The sequence below is a fragment of the Micromonospora sp. NPDC005324 genome (assembly GCF_040607155.1).
Taxonomy (GTDB): Bacteria; Actinomycetota; Actinomycetes; order Mycobacteriales; family Micromonosporaceae; genus Micromonospora; species Micromonospora trifolii.
Genome location: NZ_JBEXGE010000022.1, coordinates 100,935 through 125,215, shown reverse-complemented (window position 1 = coordinate 125,215; position 24,281 = coordinate 100,935). Strand labels below are relative to the sequence as shown.

Genomic DNA, 24,281 nt, shown 5'->3' with positions numbered 1-24,281 from the left:
AAACATATAAAAGCAGAGGTTGTTTTTTTTTAAGTGGTCTGATATACCTACCCCCCCGGCCGCCCGCGCGGCGCCGGGACCCTACGGGGTCCCGGCGCGGTTCTGCACGTGATGCCGGACCCGCCGATGGCGAGCCGCGCACCGGCGAGCCGGGTATCGGGGGGATCTCCGGCGCCCGGGCGTACACCCCGAGGGGTCGGACCGTGCGCGAGGAGCGCGGCACGCCGGCGCGCGGTCAGGGCGCCGAACAGCGGCGTACGCCGCGCAGCACCCGGTCCGGTGACCCGTTCCGGCCGGCGTTGCAGGTGCTCGACGGCGGCCGGGCCGCCGCCCGGGTTGGCCGACGCGACGCCCCGGCCGCCGGACGCGGTGGTGTGGTGCGCACCGTCGCGCCGCGTACCCCTCGTGCCCCGGGTGGGGACGAGCCGCCGCCGCGCCGCCGCACCACCACGCCACGCGCGCCGCGGCGCGCCGACCGACCGGCGGCCCGGCGGCCGTCCCGTAAGCCACGACTCCCTCCGAAGCTGGCCGACTCGCGGCTGCGGCTGCGGCTGGGCACCGTGCTCGCCCTGACGCTCTTCGCCGCCATCGGGATCCGGCTGATCTTCCTCCAGACGGTCGACGTGCCGGCGTACGCCGGGGGAGGCCTCTCCGACCGGCTGACCCGGGTGGATCTGCCCGCCCCCCGCGGGGCGATCCTGGACCGCAACGGCGCCCCGCTCGCGCGCAGTGTCGAGGCGCGCTACGTCTTCGCTGACCCCACGTTGATCACCGACGACCAGCGGCCGGAGGTGGCCCGGCGGGTCTCCCCCCTGCTCGGCGTACCCGCGTCCGAGCTGACCGAGAAGATGAAGCGGCGACCGCTGCCCGGCGGCACGGGCGAGTCGACGTTCCAGTTCCTCGCCCGCGGCGTCGACATCTCCGTCGCCAAGCAGATCGTCGCACTGGACCAGCCCGGCATCGGCACGCACCGTGACGAGCGACGCGACGTGCCCGGTGGGGATCTCGCCGCCAACCTGGTCGGCTTCGTCAGCCAGGACATGAGCGGCCTGGAGGGGCTCGAGGGCCGCTACGACGACCTGCTGCAGGGCAAGGACGGCCGGCGGGTCTACGAGGCCGGCCAGGGGGACCTGGACGCGCCTATCCCCGGCGGCTACAGCGAGACCACTGCGCCGAAGCCGGGCAGTTCGTTGGTGCTCACCATCGACCGGGATCTGCAGTTCCAGGGCCAGCAGGTGCTCAAGCGGCACCTGGCGCAGCTCAAGGGGAGCGTGGGCGCGCTGGTGACGCTGGACGTTAAGACCGGCGACGTGCTGACCCAGGCCAGTTACCCCGCGTACGACGCGGCCGCGCCGGACAAGGTCAACTCACCGACCGAACGGGAGGACGTGGCCACCACCTTCGTGGTCGACCCGGGGTCGGTCCACAAGGCGATCACCTTCGGCGCGGCGCTCCAGGAGGGCGTGATCACGCCGAACACCACGTTTCCGGTGCCGAACAGCATCCTCATGGGCGACACGACCATCCCGGACACCCACCCGGCGAACGGCCGACGGATGAGCATTCCCGGGATGTTGGCCTTCTCCTCGAACGTAGGCACGATCAAGGTCGCCGAGAAGCTCGGCCGGGACCGGCTGATCGATTACCAGAAGCGGTTCGGGCTGGGACAGCGCACCGGCGAGGGGATGCCCGGGGAGGCGTCCGGACGGGTGCTCCCGGCCGCGGAGTGGAGCGGGTCGTCGTACGGGTCGGTGCCGATCGGGCACAGCGTGGACGCCACACCGCTGCAGATGGCCGCTGCCTACAACGCGATCGCCAACGACGGGACCTACGTCCAGCCGCGCCTGATCAAGGAGGTGGTCGACGGGACGAGCGGCAAGCACACGCCATCCGCCGCTCCGACCACTCGCTCGGTGCTCAGCCCCCAGAACGCGGCGGCGCTGCGGACCATGCTGGAGGCGGTCACCACGGTCGACGGACCCGACGGGCGGGCGACTGGCCTGGCGGCGGCGGTGCCCGGCTACCGGGTGGCCGGCAAGACCGGCACCGGGCTGCGCTACGCCAACGGTGAGAAGCAGCCTGGCGACGTCAGCTCGTTCATCGGGATGGCACCGGCGCAGAACCCGCGCTACGTGGTGGCTGTCTTCGTCTGGAACCCCGGTGGCGGAGCCGGTGCCGTCGCCGCGCCGGCCTTCCGCGAGGCGATGGCCTTCACGCTACGGCACTACCGGGTGCCGCCCTCGACGGGACCGTCACCGAAATTCGACGTCTTCCCCTAGCAGCTTCGGAGCGGTCAGAACGGTCCGGGGCATACGTCGAGACGACCCACACCTGCTGTCGCGCTGCTGCCTGTCAGGCCCATGTCGCTCACGGAGGCCGCTACCACGAGTCAGAGGTATTGACATCCGTGATGCAACCCTCCAGGATATTTGAAACGCCCTCGCCTGATCGAATGGTATGGGTGCCAAATCACACGGGGAGTGAAGTTGAAGAAGGCCGCCGCACGAGCAGCGACGTAGTACATCGTTTGGCTCGTTCCCGGGCACGTTGGCGTGGTCGCTCATCGTTGGAGTTGACGGTACGTCGCCTGCGGAGAGCCAATTAACAGTGGCTTGCCCCTGCCGCCATGCAGACGGCGGGCCATGCCTTTACTCTGCGCTCCGATCGGCGCAGCCTCCGCTCGACAGCAGGTTCGACGAATGCTGCGTCGAGGCATGACCAATGACTTCCCTTACGGGAAAGCACGCAGATTCTGCCGCCTCCGTATAGAGGTCAGCGCCGTGTCTTGGATGCGTGGCTGGTTCTCGGGCTAATTTCTGTCGTCTGTCGAATCCGTGAACGTGTCTCCGCTTCTCGATACGTACTTGTTGCCAGATTCGTGCTGGCGACGCTGAATGTATCAGCCTGAGATAATGCGGTGGTGGCATCTGTGGTGGCCCGTTTGCGGATGCGGCGTTTCATGGATGAGACCGCAGGCGACAGCGGTCAGCCCCGAACGTCGACAGCTGATGCCGAGCTGCCTGATTGCCGGAGGGTGACCTGGTGGCGGGGCTGAGACTCGGGGCGTCGGACCTGCTGCGACAGTGGCGATTCGAAGGGTCCGCATGCTCGAAAAATCGCTGCCAGCGATGCCCCTACACAATCATGTCTCCAGCACGTCCATTCCTTAGGATCGAATGCAAAATATTTACAGAAGTGCGAGGGTCTTGCTGCTAATCAATGACATTTTCTAGGCTGAATTTCGACAGGCTGGACCTGGGCGGGGAGATGATCCCACCGCAATTTCTATGTGCGGGTTCAGAGTCCAAGAAGCTGAGCCGGAATAGTCGATACCACGGAGGTTGTCATGAACTTACTCAGACGACGCGCAGTTCGAATTGCCGCCGGAGCACTCGCCGCCCTGCCCTTCCTCGTCGGCGTCGCAGCAGCGCCGGCCAGTGCCGCCGACCCCGCCCCACTCTTCGGTGCCGCCGCCTCCAGTTCCTGTACCGGGACGACGAAGATCTATCTCGGTGACCGCCTGTTTACGATGCCAACTGTCGGAAACGGCACTAACAACCTCAATTGTGTGCTGTCGAGGGGCAATCAGAGTGGGGCCGTCTCGAACCTTCAGAGGCACCTGAACGCGTGCTACTGGTCTGGCTCCAGTGCAGGAGGGCACCGCAACGTGTTCGGTACCGCACTAGTGGTTGACGGCAACTTCGGGGGCAACACGGCCTCTGCCCTCGCCGCGGCTCAGAGGTCTCATTCAATCGCCGACGATGGCGTTTATGGCCCGCAAACCAGGCGGACCCTCCTCTTCGTCACGGACACGAGTGTCTGCGTGCGCTACGGCCAATAACGCCAGCTCTAAGTACGCGGCGAGCTAAGCGGCTCTGCCCGCTATCCAAGTCAACGACGAAGGAGCAAAGTGAACATCCGCAGGCACCTACGAAACGCGGCTGGTGCGCTCGCTGCCACAGTGCTTGCCTTCTCCATCCTCGGGATCGGCGCCACCAGCGCCAGCGCCAGCGACGGGCTCTCCCCGTCCAAGGAGCTGACCCAGGTGGTCGACTACAGGGAGACGCTGTGGTCTCTCGTCGGCTCGCAGAACGAGGAGCAGATCGACAAGATCGCCAAATCCGGACACAAGATCGAGCTGCTCATCGATCCCGAAGCTGGCAAGATCGTGGCCGCAATCGACACCGAGCGCACGTTCACGCCGGCCGCGCTCACGCGCCTCGGCCCGGGTTGTTCCACGATCAGCCTCTGCATGCTGAACGGCTATCCGAACGGCTACACCGGCACTGGTTCTCTCTCCGGTAACTGGCGGGCCGTGTACAAGTACGCCACGGGCGACAAGGTCGGCACGTTCCGGTACAACGGCCTCGACTGGACCCACAACCCCTACACAACTGTGAACCTCACAACCCCGGAGACGATCGTCTTCATCGCTCGACGGTGAGCTCCGTCTGACGAGCGGAACGTGGAAGGGCCCAGGTCGTCCCGGCCCTTCCACGCCTCGCTGTCGGTCGACCGCAATCTGCCGTGGGTCCGGGGCCGCCTTCGGAAGCACCCGGGCACTCCATCAAGGGCGCTCGACGGTGTATCCCTTGCGACGGAGAATCAGGCGCGGCGTGCGGCCGGAACCGGACGACCGGGTAGGGTCTGACGCCGTGCCCGGCAATCCACGTCCACGTACCGTGACCGGAGTCCGGCTCGGTGATCTCGCCGTCCGGCTCGCCGTCGACCTTCCGGCGGACGCCGCCGCGGTGGTCGTCTCCGGGGTCACCCACGCCAGCCAGGAGGTTCGCCCCGGCGACCTGTACGCGGCGCTGCCCGGTGCCCGTCGGCACGGTGCGGAGTTCGCCGCGGGCGCCGTCGAGGCGGGTGCCGTGGCGCTGCTGACCGACCGGGCCGGTGCGGAGTTGGCGGCGGGAATTGGTCTGCCCGCCCTGGTGGTGCCCGACCCGCGCGCCGTGCTCGGCGAGCTGGCCTCGGCCGTGTACGGCGACCCGACCGCCGACCTCACAGTGATCGGGGTGACCGGCACCGCGGGCAAGACGTCCACCGCGTACCTGATCGAGTCGGGGCTGCGGGCCGCCGGGCACACCACCGGGCTGGTCGGGACGGTGGAGACCCGGCTCGGTGATCTGGTGATCGACAGTGTCCGCACCACCCCCGAGGCGACCGACCTGCACGCCATGTTGGCCACCGCCCGCGAGCGCGGGGTCACCGCAGTGGTCATGGAGGTCTCCAGCCACGCGCTGGCCATGGGCCGTGTGGGTGGTGTGCGGTTCGCCGTCGGCGGCTACACCAACTTCGGCTCCGACCACCTGGACTTCCACGCCGACAGCGACGACTACTTCGCCGCGAAGGCCCAGCTCTTCGACGGGCGTTGCGCGGTCGAGGTGCTCAACCACGACGACCCGGCGTTGAAGCCGCTGCTCAAGCCGACCACTGTCACCTACTCGGCGGTTGGCGAGCAGGGCGCGACATGGTGGGCCGACGGTGTTGACGGTGAGGGGTACGCGCAGCGGTTCACCGCGCACGGCCCGAACGGTGTGGCATTGTCCGCCGGTGTCGCGCTGCCCGGCCGGCACAACGTGGCCAACGCGCTGCTGGCCATCGCCGCACTGGTGGGCGCCGGGGTTGACCCGGTGACCGCGGCGGCCGGTGTGGCCGCCTGCGGCGGCGTCCCGGGCCGGCTGGAGCTGGTCGACGTGGCCGCGCCGGTGCGCGGGGTGGTCGACTACGCCCACAAGTCGGACGCGATCGTGGCCGCGCTGGCCGCGCTGCGCGAGTTGAGCGCCGGCCGACTGATCTGTGTGATCGGCGCCGGTGGGGACCGGGACCGGGGCAAGCGGCCGGTGATGGGCGCCGCCGCCGCGGAGGGAGCCGACGTGGTGCTGGTGACCGACGACAACCCGCGCACCGAAGATCCGGGGGAGGTTCGCGCCGAGGTGCTCGCCGGGGCGTACCGGGCCGGCACGGCCGCTCGGATCATCGAGGTGGCGGGCCGCCGCGCCGCGATCGACGAGGCGGTGCGGCTGGCCGAGCCGGGCGACGTGATCGCGCTGCTCGGCAAGGGCCACGAGCGTGGCCAGGAGGTGGCGGGCCAGGTGCTTCCGTTCGACGACAGCATCGAGTTGGCCGAGGCGCTGCGGGCGCGCTTCGGGGACCTGGCGGGTCAGCGGTGATCACGCTGAGCCTGGCCGAGGTGGCCGCGGCGGTCGACGGACGGCTGGTGGCCGCCGACCCGGCCGCCACCGTCACCGGATCGGTGGAGTTCGACTCGCGCAAGGTGGGACGCGGTTCGCTCTTCGTGGCCTTCCCCGGAGAGAAGGTCGACGGGCACGACTACGCGGCGACGGCGATCCAGGCCGGCGCGGTGGCGGTGCTCGGCAGCCGCGAGGTGCCCGGGGTGCCGATGGTGCTTGTCGACGACGCGCTGACCGCGATGGGCCGGCTGGCCCGCGCGGCGGTGGACCGGCTGCCCGGGCTGACCGTGATCGGCGTGACCGGCTCGTCCGGCAAGACCACCACCAAGGATTTGATAGGTCAGCTCACCGCCCGACTCGGGGCCACTGTGGCGCCACCCGGCTCGTTCAACAACGAGCTGGGGCACCCGTACACCGCCCTCCAGGCCGACCCGGACACCCGCTACCTGGTGATGGAGAAGGGTGCGCGCGGGGTCGGGCACGTGCGGTACCTGTGCGAGCTGGTGCCGCCCCGGATCTCCGTGGTGCTCAACGTCGGCACCTCGCACATCGGCGAGTTCGGCTCGCAGGACGCCATCGCTCTGGCCAAGGGCGAGCTGGTGGAGGCGCTGCCGCCGGACGGGCTGGCCGTGCTGAACGCCGACGACCCCCGGGTGGACGCGATGGCGAGCCGCACGCAGGCCCGGGTGGTCCGCTACGGCGAGGCGCCGGACGCCGACGTGCGCGCCGAGGACGTCACGCTCGACGAGCGGGGGCACCCGTCGTACACCCTGGTCACCCCGGAGGGACGCGCGCCGGTGCGGCTCCGGCTGGCCGGCCGCCACCAGGTCGGGAACACGCTCGCGGCGGCGGCGGTCGCCCGGGAGTTGGGCATGCCGCTGACCGAGCTGGCCACGGCCCTCGGCGAGCTGGGCCTGGTCTCGACCCGACGGATGGACGTCTTCGACCGCCCCGACGGGGTGACAGTGATCGACGACTCGTACAACGCCAACCCGGCCTCGATGTCGGTAGCGGTGCGGGCGCTCGCCAGCATGGGCCAGGGGCGGCGTACCGTCGCGGTGCTTGGTTACATGGCCGAGCTGGGCCCGTTCGAGTACGACGGCCACGCCGAGGTCGGCCAACTCGCGGCCGAGCTGGGTGTCGACCGGCTGCTCGTGGTGGGTGAGCCGGCTGCGCCGATCCACGAAGGCGCGACAGCTGTAGCAAACTGGGGAGGAGAGTCGGTGCTGCTCACCGATCAGGCGGCGGCCGTCGAGGTGCTGCGGAGCGAACTGCGACCGGGTGATGTCGTCCTGGTCAAGGGTTCCCGGTACCGGACCTGGGAGGTGGCCGACGCCCTGCGCGCCGACACCGACGGGGAGCCGACCCGATGAGGGCGATCATCGTCGCCATCGGGGTGGCCTTCATCGTCTCGCTCTTCGGCACCCCGATCGCGATCAAAGTGTTCACCCGGCTCAAGGCCGGCCAGCCGATCCGGTCCGACGGCCCCGCCATGCACCAGGGCAAGAAGGGCACGCCCACCATGGGCGGCGTGGTCTTCATCCTGGCCACGGTGATCGCGTACGTGGCCGGGCACCTCGCCCTGACCACCCTGCCGGACCAGCAGATCGCCCAGGTGGAGCCGACCATCACCGCCCTGGTGCTGCTGGGGCTGATGGTCTTCTCCGGCGCCGTGGGTTTCCTCGACGACTTCCTCAAGGTGCGCAAGCGCAACAGCGCCGGGCTGAACAAGCGCGGCAAGTTGCTCGGCCAGATCCTGGTCGGTGCGGTCTTCGGGGTGATCGCGCTGTGGTTCCCGAGCACGATGACCAACGGTTCGGGCCTGGCGACCAACACCGAGACGGTGGGCAGCACCACGCTGAGCTTCATCCGGGACATCGACTTCCTGGAGGTCAGCAAGGTCGGCGCGGTGATCATCTTTATCTTCGTGGTGATGGCCGCGACGAACGGCGTCAACCTCACCGACGGCCTGGACGGTCTGGCCACCGGCGCGTCGGTCATGGTGCTCGCCGCGTACGCGCTCATCGCGTTCTGGCAGTACCGGCACTGGTGCGCCGACCCGAACTACACCCAGCCGTACTGCTACGAGGTCCGCGACCCGTTGGAGATCGCGCTGATCGCCGGGGCGGCGGCCGGGGCCTGTGTGGGCTTCCTCTGGTGGAACACCTCCCCGGCGCGGATCTTCATGGGCGACACCGGGGCACTGGGGCTGGGCGGTCTGATCGCCGGCATGGCGATGTCCACCCGCACCATCCTGCTGCTGCCGATCATCGGTGGGCTCTTCGTGATCATCACGATGTCCGTGGTGATCCAGATCATCTCCTTCAAGACCACCGGTAAACGCGTGTTCCGAATGTCTCCGCTCCAGCACCACTTCGAACTGGCCGGCTGGAGCGAGGTCAACATCGTGGTGCGCTTCTGGATCATCGCCGGCATCGGCGTGGCCATCGCCCTGGGCCTGTTCTACAGCGAGTTCCTCGCCAACATGACCTGATCCGCAGGGCCCGCGCCCCGCGCCCCGCCCTCTCATCCGTCGATCTTGCACTTTCGGATGGCGAAACGTCCTTTTATAGGTGTTTTGCCGGCACAGAAAGTGCAAGATCGACGCGGGAGGGCGGCGGGAGGGCGGCGGGAGGGCGGCGGGAGGGCGGCCTGGGGGCGGGTTCGACACGCCCGGTGGAGCGTTGTGGGGCGGTGGGGCGTGTTCAGCGGTGATGATGTCGGGGTGGGGGAGGAAATCGGCACCGAGGATGGGACTGTCGGACGGCCGCGACGGTCGCCGAGCGCGGCGCGTACACCGTTGGCCGCCGGGGCGCGCGGCCCGGAGCCCGGCACGGCGGCCCGCGAATCCGGGCCGGGGGCGCGGGAGCCCGGGCCGGCGGGACGCGAGCCGGAGGCCGTGGCGTCTACCCCGCTGCGCGGTATCGACGCCTCCGGTGGGCTCGCCGCGCTGCGCGGCCTGCTGGACCGGCCGCTGACCTCCTACTACCTGCTGCTGTCCTGCGCCGGCCTGCTGCTGCTGATCGGGCTGACCATGGTCTTCTCGGCGACCAGCGTGAAGGACTACGCCGAGGACGGCAACGCCTCGGCCTCGGTGACCAAGCAGGCCATCTTCGCGGTGATCGGCATCGGCGCGTTCTGGGTCTGCCAGCGCCTGCCCGCCAGCACCTACCGGTCGCTGGGCCGGCCGCTGCTGTTCACCTCGATCGCCCTGCTGGTGGTGCTCAACCTGCTTGTCGCGTTCGCCCGGCTGACCGGCGAGGATTCGGCCAGCTTCGGGCCGGTCGAGGCGCATCTGAACTGGCTGTTCGTCGGCGGGATCCAGCTCCAACCATCGGAGCTGGCCAAGTTCGCGATGGTGCTCTGGGGTGCGCACCTGGTCGCCCGCAAGGGCGCCGCGCTCGGTTGGTGGCGCGAGCTGGCCACCCCGCTCTTCCCGGTGGTCGGCCTGCTCTTCGTCCTGGTCGGTTACAACGACACCGGCACGATGCTCTGTCTGCTGGCCCTGGTCGTGGGTCTGCTCTGGGCCGCCGGGGTGCGGATGCGGGTCTTCGGCGCCCTGGCCACGGCCGGTCTGATCGGGATCGGCCTGCTCGTGGCGGTGGCCTCGCTCGGCGCCGGCTCCGGTGAACGCGGCGCGGACAACTACCGCCTCGCCCGGCTGGACATGTTTTTCAACCCACCGGACCCGGAGACCTGCAAACTCAACGACTGCCTCCAGTTCTACCAGGGGCGGCTGGCCATCGAGCACGGTGGCTGGTTCGGTGTCGGGCTGGGCAAGGGCAGCCTGAAGTGGGACTGGCTGCCCGAGGCGCACAACGACTTCATCTTCGCGATCATCTCCGAGGAACTGGGCGTGATCGGGTGCGTCGTGGTGCTCAGCCTGTTCGCCGTCCTCGCGTACACCGGTTTCCGGATCGCCCGGCGGGTCGACGACCCGTTCCGCCGGCTCGCCGCCACCGCCGTGACCACCTGGCTGGTCAGCCAGGCCGTGATCAACATCGGTGGTGTGGTGGGGCTGCTGCCGATCACCGGTCTGCCGCTGCCGTTCATCTCCGACGGCGGAAGTGCCCTGGTCGTGACGTTGGCCGGCATCGGCATGCTGGCGTCCTTCGCCCGCGCCGAACCCGATGCGGCCAGAGCACTGCATGCCCGTCCGCCGGCCCGGTGGGTCCGACTACTCTGGGCCCCGTTGCCGCCGCTTCCCGGCCGGCGTCGCCGACCGGCGCCGCCGCCCGCCGGCCGAGGGTCCGTGCCCCGGTCCCGCGAGCGGCGCCATGACGATCAGGCCGCGCCGCGCGGGGTCCGACAGGACCGCAGTCGCCGGGGTACGGCGAGCGAGAGGAGACGCTGATGGGTCCGCTGCGTTCGGTGGTGCTCGCGGGAGGTGGCACCGGGGGGCACGTCTACCCGCTGCTCGCCTTCGCCGACTGCCTGCGCCGACACGACCCGGGCGTCCGGATCACCTGCCTCGGCACACCCCGGGGCATGGAGAACGACCTGATTCCGCCGCAGGGCTACGACCTGCGGCAGATCCCGGCGTACCAGCTGCCCCGGTCGGTCAACATGAACCTGGTCCGTACCCCGGGCCGGATGTGGACCGCGGCGCGCGCCGCGGGCAAGGTGATCGACGAGGTGCGCGCCGACGTGGTCGTCGGCTTCGGCGGGTACGTCTCGGTGCCGGCCTACCTGGCCGCGTGGCGCCGCGAGCTGCCCATGGTGATCCACGAGGTGAACGTGCCGCCGGGCGTGGCCAACAAGCTGGGCATGAAGTTCACCAAGAACGTGGCCGTCGGCTTTCCGAACCAGCCGAGCCAGGCCGAGTCGCTGCGGGACGCCACTGTCGTCGGGGTGCCGCTGCGCCGCGCCATCGCCGGTCTGGACCGGTACGCGCTGCGCAACGCCGCCCGCGCCCACTTCGGGCTCCGCCCTGACCTGCCGGTGCTCTTCGTGTCCGGCGGCTCGTCCGGCGCCCGCTCGATCAACCTGGCGGTCTCCGGGGCGGCCAAGGAGCTGGCCCGCAACGGCGTGCAGGTGCTGCACGTGATGGGCGCCCGCAACGAGCCGGTGCCGATCCCCACCGACCTGCCGGTGCCGTACGTGACGTTGCCGTACCTGTCCGAGATGGAGCTGGGCTACGCCGCCGCCGACCTGATGTTGGCCCGGGGTGGGGCGATGACCGTCGCCGAGGTGGCCGCGATCGGGCTGCCCACGATCTACGTGCCGTACCCGCACAGCAACCAGGAGCAGCGGCGCAACGCCCTGCCCGTGGTGGAGGCCGGCGGTGGGCTGCTGGTCGACGACGGGGAGCTCACCCCGGACTGGCTGGAGCGCACCGTCATCCCGCTCATCCGGGACCCACAGCGGCTCTACAACATGGGTGCCGCCGCCGGGTCGTACGGCCGGCGCGACGGCGACGAGGCGCTGCGTTCCTTCGTGCTGGCGGCGGTGGCCCGATGACCGCGCAGTTCACCCCGGCCGGCACGCTCACCGCCGAGGACCTGGGCGCCGTCCACCTGATCGGAGTGGGTGGGGTGGGCATGCTCGGCGTGGCCCGGCTGCTGCTCACCCGCGGCATCCGGGTCTCCGGCAGCGACCTGCGGGAATGGCCCTCGCTGGCCGGCCTGCGGGCGCTCGGCGGCACCATCCACCTCAGCCACGAGGTGACCAACCTCGACGGCGTGGACACTGTCGTCTACTCCTCGGCCATTCCCCAGGACCACCTGGAGCTGGTCGAGGCGCGTCGGCGCGGCCTGCGGGTGCTGCACCGCTCGGAGGCGCTCGCCGCGGCGATGACCGGCCGTCGGGCGGTGGCCGTCGCAGGCACGCACGGCAAGACCACCACCACCTCGATGGTGACGATGGTGCTGCAGCAGGCCGGCGTGGACCCGTCCTTCGTGATCGGCGGGGAGATCTCCGAGGTCGGCTCGGGCGCCCACCACGGCACCGGCGAGCACTTCGTGGTCGAGGCGGACGAGAGCGACCGCTCGTTCCTCATCTACCGCCCGTACGTCTCGATCATCACGAACGTCGAGGCGGACCACCTGAACACCTACGGCGACTACGCGACGCTGGAGGCGGCGTTCGTGGAGTTCGCCCGCCTCACCGACCCGGACGGGTTCATCATCACCTGCGCCGACGATCCGGGCGGTCGGCGGTTGGCCGAGAGCCTGCGGTCCGAGGGACGACGGGTGTTCACCTACGGCGAGGCCGCCGACGCCGACCTGCGGTTGACCGACATGGTCTCCTCCGCACGGGGGGTGCGCTACCTGGCCGCGATCGACGGCCGGTCGCTGGGCGAGTTCCGGCTGCCGGTGCCGGGACGGCACATGGGGCTGAACAGCGCCGCCGCGGTGCTGGCCGCGTACCTGTTGGAACTGCCGCTGGAGTCGGCGGAGGCCGCGCTGGCGGTCTTCCCCGGTGTGCGACGGCGCTTCGAGCGCAAGGGTGTCGCGGACGGCGTGCTGGTCTACGACGAGTACGCCTACCACCCGACCTCGATGAGGTTGGCGAACCAGACGTTGCGCGAGGTCGCTGGGGACGGCCGGCTGATCGTCGTCTTCCAGCCGTACCGGCTGTACCGCACCCGCGACAACCAGGCGGAGATCGCGGAGGCGCTGGCCATCGCCGACGAGGTGGTGCTGTTGGAGGTCTTCGGGCCCGGTGAGTTGCGTCAGCCCGGTGAGGGCTCGGCGGCGCTGATCGCGGCGGTGGATCTGCCCGCCGACCGCAAGGTCTTCGTGGAGTCGTGGGAGCAGGCCCCGGTCGAGGTGGCCCGTCGCGCCCGCTCGGGGGACGTGGTGGTGACCATGGGCGCCCCGCCGATCTCGCTGATGGGCGACGAGCTGCTGGTCGCCCTGGGTGAGCGTTCGGCCGGCTCGGCACCGAGCGCGACCGTCGACCCGGTGGCCACCACGCCGGCGATCGGTGATCCGGTGCCGGGTGGGGCCACCTCCGGTGGCGACGGCGCGGCTCTCGGTGGCACCGCCGTGCCCGGCGGCTCGGCGCCCACGGCCGGATGAGTCCCGGCCCGGCCCGAGGGCGGACCAGCGCCGCCGACGGCGGCGCCCCGCGCCGCGGTCCGGCCCGGCGGTGGCAGCTGGTCCGGGCGGGCCGCGACGCGGTACCGCCCTCCACCCGCCGGTTCATGGCCCGTGCCCGGCAGCGTCGCATGCGTGCGGCGCTGCCGTGGGCGGTGGCCGCCGGGGTGCTCGCCCTTGCCGGGCTGATCGCCTGGACGGTGCTCGGCACCGGGCTGTTCGGTGTGCGCGAGGTTCGCGTGCAGGGTGCCGACCTGGTCACTCCCGTGCAGGTGCACGACGCGGTCGGGGTGCCGGACGGTGTGCCGCTGGCCCGGGTGGACCTGGCCGCCGCCGCCCGTCGGGTCGGCGCGCTGCCGGCGGTGGAGCGGGCCACTGTCTCCCGGGACTGGCCCGGCGCGCTGGTGGTGCGGGTGACCGAGCGGAGCGCTGTGGCGGTGGTGCCGCAGGGCGAGGCGTTCGCCCTGATCGACCGGAGTGGGGTGGCGTTCCGGACGGTGGAGCGACGCCCCGCCGACCTGCCACAGGTGACGGTGGCCCGGCCGGCCGCCGACGACCCGGGCACCCGGGCCGCGCTGGAGGTGCTCGTCGCGCTGACGCCGCAGCTGCGCGCGGAGCTGGTCGACGTGAACGTGGCGGGGCTGGCCCGGATCAGCCTGCGGCTGCGCGGGGACCGGACGGTGGTCTGGGGCGACGCGACCCGGGGTACTGACAAGGCTCGGGTGGCCACCGCGCTGCTCGACGAGGACACCGATCGGATCGACGTGAGCGCACCGGATGTGGTGACCTTTCGTTGACCAGTGAGCGTGCGCGGACGTGACCCGTGGCGCTCCGCGCGGCGACACGCCGCCCGGGTCCTTGGCTCATCGCGCGGTGGCGCTTACGTTGCCCCGAAGAGCTTCAGTGGTTGACATAACTGTAAGCCTCTAGTAGAGGGTTAGGGTTCACCCCGTGATCCTCGTTGGTGACAGCTGTCGTCGGCCGCTGGTCTGGCCACGCCGTCGGCCGAAGCCAATCTCGAAGGAAAGGACCGGAGATGACACCTCCGCACAACTACCTGGCGGTCATCAAGGTCGTCGGCATCGGGGGTGGCGGCGTCAACGCCGTCAACCGGATGATCGAGGTTGGGCTCAAGGGCGTCGAGTTCATCGCGATCAACACCGATGCGCAGGCGCTGCTGATGAGCGACGCCGACGTCAAGCTCGACGTCGGCCGGGAGCTGACCCGTGGCCTGGGGGCCGGGGCCAACCCGGACGTCGGGAAGAACGCCGCCGAGGACCACCGCGACGAGATCGAGGAGGTGCTCAAGGGCGCCGACATGGTCTTCGTGACCTGCGGCGAGGGCGGCGGCACCGGCACCGGCGGCGCGCCCGTGGTGGCCAACATCGCCCGCAAGCTCGGCGCGCTGACCATCGGCGTGGTGACCCGGCCGTTCTCCTTCGAGGGCAAGCGCCGTCAGGTGCAGGCCGAGACGGGGATAGACGAGCTTCGCAACCAGTGCGACACGCTGATCGTCATCCCGAACGACCGGCTGCTGGCCCTGGGCGACCGCAACATCAGCATGATGGACGCGTTCCGCACCGCCGACCAGGTGCTGCTCTCGGGTGTGCAGGGCATCACCGACCTGATCACCACCCCGGGTCTGATCAACCTGGACTTCGCCGACGTCAAGAGCGTGATGAGCGGCGCCGGCAGCGCGTTGATGGGCATCGGCAGCGCCCGCGGCGAGAACCGCGCGGTCGAGGCGGCCGAGGCGGCCATCTCCAGCCCGCTGCTGGAGCAGAGCATGGACGGCGCGCGGGGCGTGCTGCTCTCCATCGCCGGCGGCTCCGACCTGGGCCTGTTCGAGATCAACGATGCCGCCCAGCTGGTCACCGACGCGGCCCACCCGGACGCCAACATCATCTTCGGCGCGGTCATCGACGACGCGCTCGGTGACGAGGTGCGCGTGACGGTCATCGCGGCGGGCTTCGACGGTGGCACGCCCGCGTACAAGGCGGCCGAGCCGACCCGCAAGACCAACACCAACCAGCCGGCACCGCAGAGCACTCCGACGCCGACGCCGGCCACCAGCCCGGCTCCGGCCCAGTCGCCGCGTCGCGTGCTCTTCGACGACGTGGACGTTCCCGACTTCCTCAAGAACGGGTCCTGAGCACCGCCGATGACCGACAGCTCAGCCACGGTACGACCAGATCGGCAGGCCGAACTCGCGGCCGGTCTGGCCCAGGTTCGGTCCCGGGTCGATGACGCCTGCGCGCAGGCCGGCCGGGACCGCGCCGAGGTCACGATGATCGCGGTGACGAAGACCTACCCGGCCAGCGACGTGTTGGCGCTGGCCGGGCTCGGGGTGACCGACATGGGGGAGAACCGCGACCAGGAGGCGGCCGGCAAGGCCGCCGAGGTGGCTGCCGCCGGGGTGAGTCCCCGCTGGCACTTCATCGGCCAGTTGCAGCGCAACAAGGCCCGCTCGGTGGTCCGCTACGCCGACGTGGTGCACTCCGTCGACAGTGTCCGGCTGGCCCGGGCCTTGGCCACCGCGACCGCCGACCGGCAGGAGCCACTCGACGCTTTGATTCAGGTGAGCATCGACGGCGACGCGGCCCGGGGCGGAGCCCTGCCTAACTCGGCGGATCCGGGCGCCGGTCTGGAGCCGGTGGCCGAGGCGGTGGCCGACGCGCCGGGGTTGCGTCTGGTCGGTCTCATGGCGGTCGCTCCGCTGGGATGGGAGCCGGAGCGGGCCTTCGCCCGGCTCGCGGAGGTTGCCGACGCGTTTCGGGCTGTCCATCCGGGAGCCACCGCGTTGTCCGCGGGTATGAGCGGAGATTTCGAAATCGCGATCCGTTACGGCGCGACACATGTCCGCGTCGGTAGCGCGTTGCTCGGAATGCGTCCCACGCTGCGGTAGCCTGACCGCGAGACAAGCAAATTACATCAGTGTTGTTTCAGGGGCGGGCGTCTCCTAGTCGGGGGTCGTGGCGCGCGACGCGAATCGCGCGCTGGGGGATTGCCGTTCCGGTCCGATGGGCATGGTTGTCCACTCGCGACGGGCGACATGGCACGGGGGCGCGTGCCGCACGGCGGACGGAAGGGCGCGGGATGGGTGCACTGCGCAAGGCGGGGGTCTGGCTCGGTCTGGTCGAAGAAGACGACGAGCGGGCCTACGACGACGGTGGCTACGACAAGGGTGGTTACCGCGACTCGCGTTACCGGCAGAGCCGGTACGCCGAGGAGTTCGCCGACGACGACGAGGACGACGCCGAGGAGCCGCCGGCTCCCCGGCCGCGCGACAGCGGGCGGGGTCGACTCTCCGAGCGGTCGAGCGGGCGGTTGAGCGAGTCCGAGCGCGGTGACGGTGAGCGGCCGGAGCGGATCGAGCGGTCCAGCGTCCGGTCGATCACCAGGTCGTCGGCGGGTGAGACCTCCGGTGCGTTGACCTACCACACTCGGGACAACCTGGCTCTCGCGCCGCAGGTCACGTCGCGTGAGCGGGCCCTGCCCGAGGAGGAGCAGCGTTACCAGATCACCACGCTGCACCCCACCACCTACCGGGAGGCGCGCACCATCGGTGAGCACTTCCGCGACGGCGTCCCGGTGATCATCAATCTCACCGAGATGGATGAGGCCGATGCCCGCCGTCTGGTGGACTTCGCCGCCGGACTGGCGTTCGGCCTGCGCGGTACGATCGAGCGCGTGACCAATCGGGTGTTCCTGCTCTCACCGGCTAACGTCCAGGTCACCGCAGAGGACAAAGCCAAGATCGCTGAGGGCGGCTTTTTCAGTCTGAGTTGACCCCGCCCGACCCGAGGGACGTCGCTGACCGTGTTTTCGATCTTACTGCAAGTGCTGTACCTGATCCTTTATGTCTTCCTGCTCCTTCTTCTGTCCCGGTTCGTGTTGAGCGCCGTCCTTCAGTACGGCCGTCGCTGGCAACCGGGGCGTGGAGCATCGGCAGGATTGGAATCCGTGTGGAGCGTCACTGATCCCCCTCTCAACGCGTTGAGGCGTGTGATCCCTCCGCTGCGAATTGGTACCGTGAGCATCGACCTGGCCTCCCTTGTGCTCCTGGTTATCCTGTTCGTGCTGATGGAGTTCGTGTTAGGGCCGTCGATCAGGGCATCTGCCTGATGACCGACGCGCTTTCGCGGCCGCAACTGACCCGAGGAGTTTCGATGCCGCTGACCCCGGCCGACGTCCACAACGTCGCCTTCAAAAAGCCGCCGATCGGCAAACGGGGGTATGACGAGGAGGAGGTCGACGCCTTCCTTGACGAGGTCGAGCGCGAGCTCGCCCGTCTCATCGAGGAGAACAACGAGCTGCGCGCCCAGGTGGAGCGCGGCGGCCGTGGCGGCGCCCCCGCCGGCCCCGGCGGCGACGCCCGACTGGCGGCGGAGCTCAACGATGTCAAGGCCCAACTGGACCGGGTGCAGCGCGACAAGTCGGCGGCCGAGCAGGCTGCCCGCGCGATGCAGGCCGAGCTGGAGCAGGTCCGCGCGACCGGCGGCCCGGCCGGCGGCGTCACCGGTGACGGTGAGCAGCAGGCCCTGCGCGTGCTGATGATGGCCCAGCGCACCGCCGACGACCACGTGTCCGACGCTCGCCGCGAGGCCGACCAGCTGCTGTCCGAGGCTCGCGGCAAGGCCGAGGAGGTGACCCGGGAGGCGCGCGCCAAGGCTGACGCCCTTGAGCGGGACGCCCGCCAGCGGCACCAGGAGGCCATGGGCGGCCTGGACGCCAAGCGCACGGCGCTGCAGAAGCACATCGAGGAGCTCAAGCAGTTCGAGCGCGAGTACCGCACCCGGCTCAAGGCGTACCTGGAGAGCCAGCTGCGTGACCTCGACGGTCGTGGCCAGGGCCTCGAGGCCGAGATGACCCGCTCCGAAGCTGGCCGTGTCGCTGGCGGCAACGGGCTGGCCGCAGCGGGTCTCGCTGGTTCGTACGGCGGCGGCGGGCGCTCCGGCGCCCTCGAAGCCGGACGCTGAGCACCGGCCGGCGATCGCTGTCCGCCAATGGTGACGGTCGCCGGCCCGGCCTGGACGGTTCGACGCGGCGGGGGTGAGCCGTGATAGTCGCAAGTCTTCTGCTCATCCTCGTCGCTGTGGTGCTGCTGGTGCTCGGCCTGGCCGGTGGCTCCAGCTTCTTGTTGGTCATCTCCATCGCGGCCAGTCTGCTGGCCGCCGTGGCGTTGGTGGTGGGCGCCCGCCAGGCAGCCGCCAACCGCGCCATGGCGGATCCCGGCCGGACCGACCGGCGGCACCCTGACGCGCCCCGCACGGCCAGCCAGGCCACACCGGGTGTCGCGTACGGGCCACCGCTGGTCGAGCCGGAAGTGCCGGTCCAGCACGTGCCCACGATGTTTGGTACCGGCGGCACCGGGTGGCGGCAACCACCCGCGCCGCCGGTCGACCATGCGCCGCCGGTCGATGAGGCGCCGCCGGTCGACCCGCCGCACGTCGATGACGCGTCGCCGTTCGTGAGCACGGCGGACGAGGTGTCCTCGCGGGCCCGGCCGGTCAGCCCGGCGTCGCCGATCGCGGCGTCGAGCGACGACGTGTTCGACCCCGCGGTCGCGGCGGTCGACGAGCCGGCCGCTCAGCAGATCACGGCCGCCGAGGCGGCCCGGGTGGCCCGCCTGCTGGACGCCGTCGAGGTCGTCGACGGCCGCCCCCGTTACCACCTCGACGGCTGCCCCCACCTGATCGGCTGGCAGCCCGAGACGTTGCCGGTCGCCGAGGCCGTGGACCTCGGCTTCACTCCGTGCGCGCACTGCGCGCCGGCGACCGCTCTCCTCGCCGACGCCCGGCCGATCTGAAGCGGCGCCGGTGCCCGCTCAGGACACGCTCACCGTGGCGGTACGGGTGAAGCCCGGCGCCTCCCGGGACCGGGTGGGTGGCCGCTTCGACGGCCCGCACGGGCCCGCCCTCGTGATCGCGGTCCACGACCCGGCCGTCGACGGTCGGGCCACCGAGGCTGCCCGCCGGGCGTTGGCTGGCGCGTTGGGCGTCCGACCGGCCGCCGTGTCACTGCGTGCCGGGGCGGCCAGCCGGGACAAGCTCTTCCTCGTCGATCGGCCCGACCCGGGGTTGCCCGAGGTGCTGCGCCGCCTGCGCGACGGATCCGCCGAGTGAGGACAGCCCAGGCAAGGCAGCCGTGACGCCCGGGTTGGACATTGCGCTGCTGCTCGGTGCGGCGGTGCTGCTGGTCGCTGTCGGCGCGGTGCGACTCTCCACCCGGCTCGGCGTGCCCAGCCTCCTGGTCTACCTGGCTCTGGGTGTGGCGATCGGCGAGAGCGGGTTGGGCATCCGTTTCGACGACGTCGAGCTGACCCGGACCCTCGGCTTCTGCGCGCTGATCGTGATCATCGCGGAGGGCGGCCTCACCGCCCGGTGGACCACGCTGCGCCCGGTGCTCGGGCTGGCCTCCGCGCTCTCCACGGTCGGCGTGATCGTCAGCATCGTGGTGGTCGGCGTGGCCGTGCACCTGCTGCTGGGGCTGGACTGGCGGTTGGCGCTGCTCTACGGCGCGGTGCTCTCGTCCACCGACGCGGCGGCCGTCTTCGCCACCCTGCGCCGACTGCGGCTGCCGCCCCGGCTGGTGGCGACACTGGAGGCCGAGTCGGGGATGAACGACGCCCCGGTGGTGCTGCTGGTGGTGCTGCTGTCCCATCAGGGCTTCGCGCACCCGTGGTGGTACGAGGTCGCGCTGGTCTGTTACGAGCTGGGCGTCGGCGCGGCGGTGGGCGTGGCCGCTGGCGTCGCCGGTACCTGGGCGCTGCGCCGGGCGGCGCTGCCCTCGGCCGGGCTCTATCCGATCGCCGCCGTGGGCATCACCGTGCTGGCGTACGCCGCGGGGGCCGTTCTGCACGCCTCGGGCTTCCTCGCCGTCTATGTGGCAGGGGTGTTGCTGGGCAATGCCCGCCTGTCGCACCGGCAGGCGATTCTCGGTTTCGCGGACGGGCTGGCCTGGCTCGCCCAGATCGGGTTGTTCGTGCTGCTCGGGTTGCTGGCCTCGCCGGGCCGGCTGGACGCGGCGGTGCTGCCCGCGGTGGTCGCCGGGTTGGCTCTGGTGCTGTTGGCCCGGCCGCTGTCGGTGGCCGTCACGGCGTTGCCGTTCCGGGTCGGCCTTCGAGAACAGGCGTTCCTGTCCTGGGCCGGGCTGCGCGGGGCGGTGCCGATCGTGCTGGCCACCATTCCGCTCTCCGAGCGGGTGCCCGGCGCGGAGCGGCTCTTCGACGTGGTCTTCGTGCTGGTGGTGATCTTCACGCTGGTGCAGACCGGTACGCTGGGGCCGTTCGCCCGCCGGTTGCGGGTGACCGCGCCGGCCGAGGCCGCCGAGATCCACGTGGAGACCGCGCCGCTGGAGCGGATGCGGGCGGACCTGCTCCAGGTGGAGGTTTCACCGGGCTCGCGTCTGGCCGGCGTGCACGTCGACGAGCTGCGTCTTCCGCTGGGCGCGTCGGTGACCCTGGTGCTGCGCGACGGCGTGGGCTTCGTGCCCGCACCGGACACCCGGTTGAAGACCGGCGACAGTCTGCTGATCGTGGCGACCGCAGGGGTGCGGGACGCGGCGGAACGGCGGTTGCGGGCTGTCAGTCGGCGGGGTCGTCTGGCCCGATGGTTTGGTGAGTACGGGGATGAGGTGCCCAATTGATCTGCTAGCGTTCCCTTTGCCCCAGTTGGGCAGGGCTAGGGGCTGTTAGACGGTGCGACGGTGCGGCACGTTGTCGGACGCCGGTACGTTCCGTATTCTTGCCAACCTCCGGAGTGCGCGGCCATCGTCGCCGTGCGCCCCTTTTCGTACATAGGGGACGCCCTGGTCGGCGCCCCCTGACCAGGCGCCGCGGACCGCGCGGTTCCCCCGGCCGAGGGAGCGACCCATGGCGAAGCCATCCGACACCAGGACCGCCGGGCGCAAGCCGGCGGCGAAGGCCACCCGCAGCACCGCGGAGACCGAGAAGATCCGGGCGGCGCTGGCGGCGCGGCGGGACGAGCTTCGTGCCGAGTACGATCAGACGCTGAGTGAGATCACCGAGCTGCAGCGCGATCGGCTGACCGACTCGGCCGGGGACGACCAGGCCGACACGGGCACGAAGACGCTCGAGCGGGAGCAGGAGATCTCTCTCGCCAACAGCATTCTGGAACGGATCACGCAGGTGGAGCGCGCTCTGGAGCGCCTCGACGAGGGTGGTTACGGCTGGTGCGCGCGGTGCGGCAACCCGATCCCGGTCGAGCGCCTCGCCGCCTTCCCGTCGGCCACCCTGTGTGTGACGTGCAAGCAGCTGGAGGAGCGGCGCTGAGGTCCGTTCCCCGGCGGCGATGAGACGGTGAGCGATCACCGCCAAGACTGTCGATGGGGAGCGCATGACCGCAGTACCGTCCGCCGAACCCGGCCGCATCGATCCGGGCGGCGGCACCCGCCGGCCCCGGGCCGTCGCGATTCTCGCCGGGGTCGCCCTGGTGGCCCTGCTGGCCGACCTGGTCACCAAGCACCTGGCGCTGGCAGCGCTGACCGACCGGGAGCCGGTCCGGCTGCTCGGCGGGTTCGTCTACCTGAGCCTGACCCGCAACAGCGGCGCGGCCTGGAGCATCGGCGCGGACCACACCTGGATCTTCCCGCTGATCACCATCGGTGTGGTCGGCTGGATCGTCTGGATGGCGTTGCGGCTGCGTTCGCTGCCCTGGGCGATCTCGCTCGGCCTGGTGCTCGGTGGCGCGTTGGGCAACCTCGTCGACCGGATCTTCCGGGCGCCGTCCCCGTTCCACGGGCATGTGGTCGACATGATCAGCCTCTTCGACCCGTACGGTCAGGTGTGGCCGGTGTTCAACCTGGCCGACAGCTCGTTGGTCTGCGGCGTGCTGCTGGCCGTCCTGTTGGAGCTGACCGGCCGCCAGCGTGACGGCCGGCGGGCGGGGCGCGACGGCGACCCGGCCACGACGGACGCCGCGTCGGGCGCCGAGCAGCGGGAGCGGGCATGACCTCCGCGTTCGCCGCTGGCGGCGACCACCGTTCCCTTCCGGTTCCGGACGGCCTCGACGGCATGCGCCTGGACCAGGCCGTGTCCCGCCTGTTCGGGCTCTCCCGCACCGCCGCCGCGGCCCTTGTCGACGCCGGAGACGCGCTGGTCGACGGCTCCGCCCGGCCCAACTCGCACAAGGTCAAGGCCGGCTCCTGGTTGGACGTCACCCTGCCCGCCCCGGTCGCGCCGCCGACAGTGGTGCCGCAGGCGGTGCCGGGCCTGCGGGTCGTCTACGCCGACGACGACATCGTCGTGGTCGACAAGCCGGTCGGGGTGGCCGCGCACCCGAGCCCCGGGTGGACCGGGCCGACGGTGATCGGCGCGCTCGCCGCGATCGGGCACCGCATCTCCACCAGCGGCGCCGCCGAGCGCCAGGGGGTGGTGCACCGGCTCGACGTGGGCACCACCGGGATCATGGTGGTGGCCAAGAGCGAGCAGGCGTACACGGCGTTGAAGCGGGCCTTCAAGTACCGCGAGGTCGACAAGGGCTACCACGCTGTGGTGCAGGGTCACCTTGACCCGCTGCGGGGCACCGTCGACGCGCCGATCGACCGGCACCCCACCCACGACTACCGGTGGGCGGTGGTCTCCGGCGGCAAGCCGAGCATCACCCACTACGACACCCTGGAGGCGTTCCCGGCGGCAAGTCTGGTCGACGTCCGGCTGGAGACCGGCCGGACCCACCAGATCCGGGTGCACTTCTCCACCCTGCGTCACCCCTGTGTGGGTGACCTCACGTACGGCGCCGATCCCACCCTCTCGGCCCGTCTCGGCCTGGCCCGGCAGTGGCTGCACGCCCGCGAACTGAGCTTTTTGCACCCCCGAACGGGGGACGAGGTCCGGTTCGTCAGCGACTACCCTGACGATCTGGACCGTGCGCTTCAGATCCTGCGTGACTGAGCGGCGACCGCCCGACACCGTTCCACAGAGGGGATCCCGCCCGTGCGCGCCGGCAACCTGCTGCGGCAGCTGGACCAGCGGTTGCTGCCGCCGCTGACCCGGGCCGTGGCCCGGCTGGGCGACCGGTCGTCGCGATCCGGTGTGCTCAGTTGGGCCGCCGTGCTCTCCGCGGCGGCCGTGTTGGGCACCGCCGTCTGGGCCGTCGACGACAGGCCGATCGGCGACCGGACGGTGGGCGAGGTGACCCGGGTCGGCGTTGCCGACGGCGATTCCGTCCCCGGCTACCTGCGGTCCGCCGCGGCCGACCTGGCCGCGCTGCCCGCGTCCGCCGAGGCCGCCGAGGCCGCCGAGGGTGGGACGTACGCGCTGGTCACCCTCGGTGCGTACCTGCCTCCGCAGCGGCTGGCGACGGTGCTCGGCGACGTCGGGGTCTCGACCGTCTTCGGGCGGGTCCCGCTGCCCGGCCGGCAGACCGAGATCGTCAAGATCCCCGCGCTGCGGGTGCCTGACGACGTGGTCGCCGGGATGGAGCAGGTGGCGGCCCGCAAGGAGACCGAGGCCGCCGACTACCGGGCCAGGGCCGCCGCGGTCGACGGCGACGGGGTGGGCGAGCGGGAGTTGCGGGAGCAGTACGCCAGCGGCGCCGAGGTGGCCGCCGCCGAGGCGGCCGCGTACCGCACCGGCTGCGCCTGCGTCTACGCGGCGGTGGTTCGCGCGACCCCGGTGGCGCTGCGCGGTGTCGCGGCCCGCCCGGATGTACGGGCGGTCGATCCCGCCCCCGAGGTGTACCGGCTGGATCGGACGGTCTTCACGCCACCCCTGCCTGAGCAGCGCGACGTGGTGCGCCCGCCGGCCGACACCGGGCCGAGCCCCGCACCGACCCAGTCCGAGCGGCCGGCGCCGCTGATCAGCGCACCGGCGCCCTCGACCCCCGTGGGCGAATCGTCGGAACCCGCGCCAGTCGTGACGATTCCGTCACCCGAACCGTCGAAGCCGGAGCCGACCGAGTCGGCGCCGCCGAGTGTCACCACCTCGCCGGACGCCACCGTCGCCGAGCCGTCGCCGTCGTCGCCGTCGTCGTGATCTGCGCCGGCTGGTGTGCGCTCTGAGGTGTGGTCCGAATAGGGT

At 71.1% G+C, this 24,281-nt stretch carries 22 protein-coding genes; all 22 read left to right on the top strand.

The features are described from left to right. Positions 1 to 41 precede the first annotated feature (41 nt). On the top strand, positions 42 to 2,279 hold the full coding sequence (locus ABZS40_RS22770; RefSeq protein WP_354945346.1) for a penicillin-binding protein 2: 2,238 nt from the start codon (positions 42 to 44) through the stop codon (positions 2,277 to 2,279). Positions 2,280 to 3,346: 1,067 nt separating this feature from the next. Continuing rightward, the gene (locus tag ABZS40_RS22765; protein WP_354945342.1) at positions 3,347 to 3,841 is read left to right on the top strand and encodes a peptidoglycan-binding domain-containing protein; all 495 of its coding nucleotides are present in this window, start codon (positions 3,347 to 3,349) and stop codon (positions 3,839 to 3,841) included. A gap of 69 nt (positions 3,842 to 3,910) precedes the next feature. After that, on the top strand, positions 3,911 to 4,444 hold the full coding sequence (locus tag ABZS40_RS22760) for a hypothetical protein (protein ID WP_354945341.1): 534 nt from the start codon (positions 3,911 to 3,913) through the stop codon (positions 4,442 to 4,444). A gap of 172 nt (positions 4,445 to 4,616) precedes the next feature. Then, complete coding sequence (locus ABZS40_RS22755; protein WP_354945340.1) at positions 4,617 to 6,179, top strand: UDP-N-acetylmuramoyl-L-alanyl-D-glutamate--2,6-diaminopimelate ligase; 1,563 nt, start codon at positions 4,617 to 4,619, stop codon at positions 6,177 to 6,179. Beyond that, positions 6,176 to 7,573, top strand: a complete 1,398-nt coding sequence (gene murF, locus ABZS40_RS22750; protein ID WP_354945339.1) for a UDP-N-acetylmuramoyl-tripeptide--D-alanyl-D-alanine ligase — start codon at positions 6,176 to 6,178, stop codon at positions 7,571 to 7,573. The genes ABZS40_RS22755 and murF overlap by 4 nt, the downstream gene beginning before the upstream one ends. Beyond that, the gene (gene mraY / locus ABZS40_RS22745; protein ID WP_354945338.1) at positions 7,570 to 8,694 is read left to right on the top strand and encodes a phospho-N-acetylmuramoyl-pentapeptide-transferase; all 1,125 of its coding nucleotides are present in this window, start codon (positions 7,570 to 7,572) and stop codon (positions 8,692 to 8,694) included. The genes murF and mraY overlap by 4 nt, the downstream gene beginning before the upstream one ends. Before the next feature lie 405 nt (positions 8,695 to 9,099). Continuing rightward, a complete protein-coding gene (locus ABZS40_RS22740) occupies positions 9,100 to 10,554 on the top strand; it encodes a putative peptidoglycan glycosyltransferase FtsW (protein ID WP_354945345.1) in 1,455 nt (484 codons plus the stop codon). Next, complete coding sequence (murG, locus tag ABZS40_RS22735) at positions 10,554 to 11,660, top strand: undecaprenyldiphospho-muramoylpentapeptide beta-N-acetylglucosaminyltransferase (protein ID WP_354945337.1); 1,107 nt, start codon at positions 10,554 to 10,556, stop codon at positions 11,658 to 11,660. The genes ABZS40_RS22740 and murG overlap by 1 nt, the downstream gene beginning before the upstream one ends. Continuing rightward, positions 11,657 to 13,222, top strand: coding sequence for a UDP-N-acetylmuramate--L-alanine ligase (gene murC, locus ABZS40_RS22730; RefSeq protein ID WP_354945336.1), 1,566 nt, complete (start codon positions 11,657 to 11,659; stop codon positions 13,220 to 13,222). The genes murG and murC overlap by 4 nt, the downstream gene beginning before the upstream one ends. After that, positions 13,219 to 14,037, top strand: coding sequence for an FtsQ-type POTRA domain-containing protein (locus ABZS40_RS22725; protein ID WP_354945335.1), 819 nt, complete (start codon positions 13,219 to 13,221; stop codon positions 14,035 to 14,037). The genes murC and ABZS40_RS22725 overlap by 4 nt, the downstream gene beginning before the upstream one ends. A 239-nt stretch (positions 14,038 to 14,276) precedes the next feature. Beyond that, positions 14,277 to 15,392, top strand: a complete 1,116-nt coding sequence (gene ftsZ, locus ABZS40_RS22720; RefSeq protein ID WP_354945334.1) for a cell division protein FtsZ — start codon at positions 14,277 to 14,279, stop codon at positions 15,390 to 15,392. 9 nt (positions 15,393 to 15,401) lie between these two features. After that, entirely contained in the window at positions 15,402 to 16,145 is a 744-nt protein-coding gene (locus ABZS40_RS22715) for a YggS family pyridoxal phosphate-dependent enzyme (protein WP_354945333.1), read from the top strand. 191 nt (positions 16,146 to 16,336) lie between these two features. After that, positions 16,337 to 17,029 (top strand): cell division protein SepF, encoded by a 693-nt coding sequence (gene sepF / locus ABZS40_RS22710; RefSeq protein WP_238667380.1) that lies wholly within the window; start codon positions 16,337 to 16,339, stop codon positions 17,027 to 17,029. Between the two features lie 30 nt (positions 17,030 to 17,059). Further along, on the top strand, positions 17,060 to 17,365 hold the full coding sequence (locus tag ABZS40_RS22705) for a YggT family protein (protein ID WP_354945332.1): 306 nt from the start codon (positions 17,060 to 17,062) through the stop codon (positions 17,363 to 17,365). A gap of 44 nt (positions 17,366 to 17,409) precedes the next feature. Beyond that, entirely contained in the window at positions 17,410 to 18,219 is an 810-nt protein-coding gene (locus ABZS40_RS22700) for a DivIVA domain-containing protein (protein ID WP_124820047.1), read from the top strand. A gap of 80 nt (positions 18,220 to 18,299) precedes the next feature. Next, positions 18,300 to 19,049, top strand: a complete 750-nt coding sequence (locus tag ABZS40_RS22695; RefSeq protein WP_354945331.1) for a hypothetical protein — start codon at positions 18,300 to 18,302, stop codon at positions 19,047 to 19,049. A 10-nt stretch (positions 19,050 to 19,059) separates the two neighbouring features. Further along, positions 19,060 to 19,365, top strand: a complete 306-nt coding sequence (locus ABZS40_RS22690; RefSeq protein WP_354945330.1) for a DUF167 domain-containing protein — start codon at positions 19,060 to 19,062, stop codon at positions 19,363 to 19,365. 22 nt (positions 19,366 to 19,387) lie between these two features. Next, positions 19,388 to 20,887, top strand: coding sequence for a potassium/proton antiporter (locus ABZS40_RS22685; protein ID WP_354945329.1), 1,500 nt, complete (start codon positions 19,388 to 19,390; stop codon positions 20,885 to 20,887). A gap of 226 nt (positions 20,888 to 21,113) precedes the next feature. Further along, positions 21,114 to 21,533, top strand: a complete 420-nt coding sequence (locus ABZS40_RS22680; RefSeq protein ID WP_354945328.1) for a TraR/DksA C4-type zinc finger protein — start codon at positions 21,114 to 21,116, stop codon at positions 21,531 to 21,533. 64 nt (positions 21,534 to 21,597) lie between these two features. After that, entirely contained in the window at positions 21,598 to 22,212 is a 615-nt protein-coding gene (gene lspA / locus ABZS40_RS22675; protein WP_354945326.1) for a signal peptidase II, read from the top strand. Continuing rightward, positions 22,209 to 23,153 (top strand): RluA family pseudouridine synthase, encoded by a 945-nt coding sequence (locus tag ABZS40_RS22670; protein ID WP_091407730.1) that lies wholly within the window; start codon positions 22,209 to 22,211, stop codon positions 23,151 to 23,153. The genes lspA and ABZS40_RS22670 overlap by 4 nt, the downstream gene beginning before the upstream one ends. A gap of 42 nt (positions 23,154 to 23,195) precedes the next feature. Next, positions 23,196 to 24,236: a hypothetical protein gene (locus ABZS40_RS22665; RefSeq protein ID WP_354945325.1), complete on the top strand. Its 1,041-nt coding sequence runs from the start codon at positions 23,196 to 23,198 to the stop codon at positions 24,234 to 24,236. Positions 24,237 to 24,281 lie beyond the last annotated feature (45 nt).